General features: G+C 66.8%; 7 protein-coding genes. 1 reads left to right on the top strand and 6 read right to left on the bottom strand.

Annotated features, from left to right (window positions below):
- The 6 genes from JHC79_RS21275 to JHC79_RS21250 form a co-directional block, all read right to left on the bottom strand.
- A partial coding sequence (locus tag JHC79_RS21275; RefSeq protein WP_296394609.1) for a carboxyl transferase domain-containing protein occupies nucleotides 1–386 on the bottom strand: 386 nt, incomplete at its 3' end.
- 112 nt (nucleotides 387–498) lie between these two features.
- Nucleotides 499–1,494: a DNA-binding protein WhiA gene (gene whiA / locus JHC79_RS21270; RefSeq protein ID WP_296394614.1), complete on the bottom strand. Its 996-nt coding sequence runs from the start codon at nucleotides 1,492–1,494 to the stop codon at nucleotides 499–501.
- 88 nt (nucleotides 1,495–1,582) lie between these two features.
- Nucleotides 1,583–2,191, bottom strand: coding sequence for a hypothetical protein (locus JHC79_RS21265; RefSeq protein ID WP_296394607.1), 609 nt, complete (start codon nucleotides 2,189–2,191; stop codon nucleotides 1,583–1,585).
- Nucleotides 2,191–2,847, bottom strand: a complete 657-nt coding sequence (locus JHC79_RS21260; RefSeq protein WP_296394605.1) for a hypothetical protein — start codon at nucleotides 2,845–2,847, stop codon at nucleotides 2,191–2,193. Before JHC79_RS21260 ends, JHC79_RS21265 begins: the two co-directional genes overlap by 1 nt.
- 539 nt (nucleotides 2,848–3,386) lie before the next feature.
- Nucleotides 3,387–3,701, bottom strand: coding sequence for a hypothetical protein (locus JHC79_RS21255; RefSeq protein ID WP_296394603.1), 315 nt, complete (start codon nucleotides 3,699–3,701; stop codon nucleotides 3,387–3,389).
- 16 nt (nucleotides 3,702–3,717) lie between these two features.
- Nucleotides 3,718–4,293, bottom strand: coding sequence for an MspA family porin (locus JHC79_RS21250; protein WP_253660765.1), 576 nt, complete (start codon nucleotides 4,291–4,293; stop codon nucleotides 3,718–3,720).
- A 968-nt stretch (nucleotides 4,294–5,261) separates the two neighbouring features.
- On the opposite strand from JHC79_RS21250, the gene JHC79_RS21245 reads away from it, so the two are divergent.
- On the top strand, nucleotides 5,262–5,888 hold the full coding sequence (locus JHC79_RS21245; protein ID WP_253660764.1) for a TetR/AcrR family transcriptional regulator: 627 nt from the start codon (nucleotides 5,262–5,264) through the stop codon (nucleotides 5,886–5,888).
- Nucleotides 5,889–5,920 lie beyond the last annotated feature (32 nt).

Genomic DNA, 5,920 nt, shown 5'->3' with positions numbered 1-5,920 from the left:
CACGGGAGGTTGTTGTGCAGCGCCACCTCCTGCGCCCGCAGGTGCTTCTTGACGCTGAGGGGGTAGTAGGTCCCGCCCTTGACCGTGGCGTCGTTGGCGACGATCACACATTCGCGCCCGGACACCCGACCGACGCCGGCGATGACCCCGGCGCCGGGACATTCGTCGTCGTACAGCCCGGTTGCGGCGAGCGGCGACAACTCGAGGAAGGGGCTGCCGGGATCGAGCAGGGTGTCGACGCGGTCGCGGGGGAGGAGTTTGCCGCGCGCGACGTGCCGCTCGCGGGACTTCGTGCTCCCGCCGAGAGCGGCCTCCACGGTCCGAGCCGACAACTCGGCGACGAGGCGCTCGTGTTCGGCCCGGTTGAGGGCTCGATCGATCGGCATGTGGGAGAACCCCCTGGGAACGCTCTTAGTTAATCGCGAATAACTTAGTCGTCAGAGTAGGGGGTCCGGTTCGGTCTGTCCAGAACCGTGGACGAGGGCACCGGTACATCCATCACGGGGTGTCAGAGAGCCGAGCCACGACTTCTGGGGTGACCGCCGAGGCGGTGTCGGCAACCCCGGTGGCGAGTGCATGGGTATCGGCAGTCGCGAGTAGACGCCGAAGGCGGCCGGACGCGGTGTCCTTGCTGATCGGCGGGTCGGACGAGCGACCGAGCTCGTCGATGGTCGCACCGGGTCGGTCGATGCGCAGGCGCCCGATGGCGGCGAGATGGTCGGGTATGTCCTCGCCGAGGATCTCGAACGCCCGCCGGACGCGGGCTGCGGTGACGAGAGCGCTCTGATGCGCTCTTCGTTGATTGGCGTTGTCGAAGTTCGTGAGTGGTGCAAGCAGTCGGTGGCGTTCCCCCTCGGCCCGTCGCCTGTTCCATACCGCCACGGTTTCGGGTGCCCCGATACGGGTCAGCAGCGTGGATATGGCTGCGGGATCGCGGACGAGGACCTGGTGGCGCGACGAGTCGGCGTCCTGTGTCGGGGTCTTCGTGGCGACGTCGAGGCGACGAGCGGCGCCGGCCACGGCGAGTGAGGACTCGAAACTCGGGCAGATGATCGCCGCCGTGGATCGGCGCGGGGCGAACAGGTCGCCGGCGGCCAGGAAGGCGCCGCGCACGATGGCCTCGGAATCGGTCGTCGTGCCGCCGACGATCCGTGCGGGAAGTCCCCGTGTCGGGCGACCACCGTGATCGACGAGTCCGCATTGGCGGGCCAGCCGCGCACCGTGGTGGGCAAACCTGACCACGTATCGGCCGGGTGTGGTCTCGGTTGCGTGGCGCATCGCTCGCACCTGGCCGTGCGACCCGAACAGTTCCGAGATCTCGTTCCGCAGGCGGTCTGCCACCGTGCCGCGATCCACCTCGGCTTCGATGACCACGGTCCCGGCGTCGAGGCGCAGTTCGCCGGCGAACCGCAGCAGCGTGGACACCTCGGCGACACGGACACTGTGGTGCGCTGTTCGTACACCGCAGAGCTCGTCTTTCAGTGCGGCTGTCATGTCTGTCGGGCCTGCGCCGTTCTTGGCGAGTCGGGGGCGGTGTGTGGCCTCGTCCACGGGCGGACTCCCTCCTGACGGTGGTGCGGTGTCAGTCCGCGACCGGGTGGTCGCTGAACTGTGGCTGGGCGATGGCGATCGCGAATTGTTGTGCGAGGAACTGTATGTCGGGACGCATCACACCCCTGAGCTGATCGGTGCTGGTCACGGAGTGCTCGAGGTAGTAGCCCGGTCGATGCGCGGTGGGGGTGAGTACGACCACAGATGTTATTGCGCTCCACCAGGATCCGTCCCGCTGATACGAGCCCTGCGTGCTCCACCACAGGCCGACTCCGCGCTCCGACTGTGTCGGGACGACGCGGTCGGTTATCGCGACCGCGTCGAGATTGGCGAGCGCGTTGTGCCGGTGCTGGGCCAGGTCTGGTGGCATGTCCTCGAACGAGTACCCCGTGATCACCTCGCTGCTGGCACGTCCACGATCAGCAGGGTTCGCGTTGGCGGCGAGGAAAACGGTTCCGTCCGCACCGGCGATGTCGTCGTCGATCGGATGCCAGCCGGGGGGCAGCGCGAACTCGTCACGCGAGTTGACCCCGACGAGGCGGGTTCCGAAGTCCAGCGGCTCCGCGCCGGCGCTGGATGCCACTGCCTCAGCGGTTGTCACCAGCAGGGCGTGACGGTCGAATGTCTGACGATGCGTCATCAGAAGACCGCCAGTCTCGAGGCGGAGGTTTCGCCGGCGCCACCGGCGTCTGCGGAGCCACCGGTCGGCACACTGCTCTCGGGCGCAGACGGGTTGCGTGCCGCGAACTCGGCGACGGCCCCCGCCACGTGGGCCGTCGGATCGCCGGGCCCGGCAGGTGACGGTGTGAGCACCACGGGATAGGCGGTCGACTCGTCGACGTCGATGACCTGGACGACGCCGCCGCCGCCCTCCGTGACGAAGTAGACAGGCACAGGACGGCCAGCGGCATCGAATGCCGTTACTGCACCGTATCTTTGCGCGACGGCGCCTGATGCATCGATGACCACCACCGACCCATCCGGACCCTGAAGTGCTCGACCTCCGTCCGGGACCGCGTCGGCGATCGGCTGATAGGGCGAGTCGCTGCGATCGGAGATGAGGATGTGCCGGTCACCGTCGGGGTGGGTCTGAGGCGCCGGCGGTTTCGTTCCCTGGTGTCGGACGGCATTCCATCGGCCGACGAGGCCGCCGGTGCTCGCGACGGCCAGTCGCATCGTCCGGCCGGCGCGAGGATGCGCCGCGGTGAATGCGGCGACCGCGACGATCAACCATGCGACCGTGTCGGGATCGCGATCACCGTCCGGGGCCCGTCGCGGCGGGGTGCCGGCAGGCACATCCGAATCGATCTGTCGCGGAACCGGTGGCGCGTTCGGTGCCCGCGTCGGCGACGGCACCGGCGATGAAGGCCGTACGGGCGCCGACGGGCTGGGGGCTCCGGGTGTCACGCCGGTCGGTCCCTCCTCGGCGGTCGACGGTGTTCCGCCGCCGGTCTGTGGAACGGGTCCAGGGGCAGGAGCGGGACCAGGAGCGGTAGGGACCGGCACGATCGGCGTCCCGTTCCCGACACCCGGTCCCGGGCCGACATCGATACCGACGCCAGGCCCGCTCGTCGGTCGGGTGGTGTCGTCGTTGCCGGGAGTGGGCAGCGTGGCGGTCGGAACGGGCGGTGGGGTGAAAGTGTTCGTGGGAACGCCGACGCACGGATATCCGGGACCGTACTGCGCGCGCAGCGCATCACACAGGGCATCGGCATTCGCCGCCGGTGAACCGACGATCGTCAACCACAGCAGGAACATCGATGCGAGCACGCTAGCAAGCGCCCTGTGCGCGAGTGCCGCGCGAGAGCGTCGAGAGGTGGGACCGCAATCGTGCATTATTTTCTGCTGGTGCCGTGGAGCACGAAGCCGATGGCGGCGTCGGCCCCCACCCAGAACCAACGACCCGCAAGCGACATCACCAGGAAGAATGCGAGAAAGACCAGAACGGTTCCGTAGTCCTGCATCCACTGGCTGAGGTGGTTGACGGAGAACGCGCAGCCCACCAACAAGGCGCAACCGACCACGAACAATGCCGCGCGTCCGACGAGTGTCCACGTCGAACCATCTCGGTCGTCGCCTGTGACCGGCTCGTCGACGGCGTGCACACCAGGTGGGACAACGCGTGACGTCGGCTTGTCGCTCGCGGTCATGGCAATGTCTCCCTGCTCAGAGGCGATGCGGTAGCCCGTAGACGTTGACGGTGTCGTCATTGAGGGGGGTGGAGACGGCCACGGTGACGTACGCCCGCAGGGTCACCGGCCCGAGGCAACCGTCGACGCGGATGTGAACGTCGTCCACAGTGATCGAACCGGATGCGGCGGTGAGACGTTTGGTGCCGAGCGCGACGTCGGTGATGGTCCCTGGCTTGAGCGTCGAGGAGATGCTCGGTTGCAGGTTCGCTCCGACCCCGAGCGCCGGTGGGTAGGAGATGTTCAGCGTGGCGTTGGGCCCACCCGCGATACCGACCGTGGCGCCCGAGGTGACATCGGTGTTGCATCCCACCTGGAATCCACCGGTGACCGTACCCGCCGATACCGGTGACGAACCGGTGCCGCTGATCCGGCCGGACGCCTTGAGTGAGAGAAAACCCTCACGACTCCAAGGGGATTGGTTGAGCGGCGGAACCGATCGCACTCGTTCGCGCGCCTTTGACGCGGTGACGGTCCACCCGTCATCGGTTGTCCGTGACACGGAGCGGTCGCTGAACGTCGACTTCGCCGGCGAGGCGCCTGCGATGCCCATCGACGAGACGGGAAGAAGGCCGCATGCGACGACCACTCCCGTAAGCCCTGCAATGCATCTCACCGTGACCACGTGTACTTCCTGCCTTTTTTACCGACCCTAATGGTCGCTAACAGTGTCATGGACATCCGGCGGCGACAATCGCAAAAGTGCGATCAGTGATCCAAGAACCGGCGGCCGTCGGGGATCGTTGCAGCTAGCGGCGCCGTGACGTCCGTCAGGTGCGGCGTGTGAGCACGATTGGTAATCAGATTGTGACTTGTCCGCGTTCCACAATGAGCCCCGGCCGGCGGCAGTGGGCCGGCGGGCGTCCCGATCTCCAGCGGCTCGGGCAACGACATCACCTGTGACGTGGACGACAACCTGCAGAGAACTGTGGGCTTCGACTTCGGTGGGCGGGGCAACTCGGTCCGCTCTATAGTGAAACGATTACGTTTACCAAAATCGCATCGACTTCGCGGATCGTGCTCGGGGAGCGTGGCGGGGTGAGAAGGAAACCATATGCCTGACAGGGACTCACGGGAGATCGGTTCCGAGGAGCGTCGCCGAGCGCCCGACAATGTGGCGATCATCGGTTTGGCTGAGCGGTGGTTACCCTACGGCGGACCGGACAGCTTCGAGACGCTCGTGTCTTTCGGCCTGCCGCCTGAGGCGTTCGCCGACAGACTCCTCGACGCACTCGACTCCGACGGGGCCCGTGATTCGGAGATATCGGCGGAGACCGAACAAGGCCTCCGGCGGTACGCGCATCGTTGGTCGCGTCGAGAGTGATGGTCGCACCCGGCCGAGCCAGATCGCCCGTGACGCGAAGCGAGGGCCGGGATCGTCGGGGACATGACGCGAGTCCGTCGATGGCGCCGAAACTGGACGCCCATACTGTAACTGCGCGATCATGCTGGTCCGAGTCACAACATCGGGTCGAGTGCGTGTGAGATCGTCGCACGCCTCCTGACGGCTAGAATCGGGCGGTGTCCCCCGACAAATCGCGCCAGTATGCGGGGCGACCTGTAGCCGAGAGGGGTGACGAGCGCCGTCGGCGATTCCTCGATTCGGCTCTGGACGTTTTCAGCCGACGCGGGTACAGCTCGAGCACGGTCGTCGACATCTGTCGGGAGGCGGGACTCTCGACCCGCCAGTTCTACCAGTGCTTCGTCGACAAAGAAGCCGTCCTGTCCACGCTGTACGACGAGGCGAACGCGCGGGTTCAGAAGGCGGTCCTGTCGAGCTTTGCGGCGGGCTCGGAAGGATTTGCCGGCAGTCTCCGCACCGCGGTGCGTGCATACGTCGATGCCCTCACCGCCGATCCGCGCGTCACACACCTCGTGGTCACCTCTGTGGTCGGGGTCAGTGACGAGTTCGAGGAGAAGCGAGACCGCCAGCGTCAGCAGTGGCTCGACGGGCTGAACGGCTTCGCCGAGGCGGCGATGGCAAACGGTGACCTGCCCCGACGTGACTACACGCTCGCATGGATCGCGTTGGTCGGTGCAATCAACGCCCTGGCATCAGCTTTCATCAAGGCGCAACCTTCTTCGGCGGCGCTCGACAAGCTGCTGGATCAAGTCGACGCGCTGCTGTGGGATGGACTGCTCGGGTAGCGAGCCCTCAAAACCTCTGCCGGGCAGTGTCA

Source organism: Williamsia sp., assembly GCF_016462415.1.
GTDB lineage: Bacteria > Actinomycetota > Actinomycetes > Mycobacteriales > Mycobacteriaceae > Williamsia_A.
Note: the sequence above shows the minus strand (reverse complement) of the source record. Positions and strands in the feature narration are given on the sequence as shown.

Excerpts from the sequence above, each read along its gene's own strand:
- whiA (WP_296394614.1), bottom strand. The coding sequence starts at position 1,494 with ATGACAGCCGCACTGAAAGACGAGCTCTGCGGTGTACGAACAGCGCAC.
- JHC79_RS21265 (WP_296394607.1), bottom strand. The coding sequence starts at position 2,191 with ATGACGCATCGTCAGACATTCGACCGTCACGCCCTGCTGGTGACAACC.
- JHC79_RS21255 (WP_296394603.1), bottom strand. The coding sequence starts at position 3,701 with ATGACCGCGAGCGACAAGCCGACGTCACGCGTTGTCCCACCTGGTGTG.
- JHC79_RS21250 (WP_253660765.1), bottom strand. The coding sequence starts at position 4,293 with ATGGGCATCGCAGGCGCCTCGCCGGCGAAGTCGACGTTCAGCGACCGC.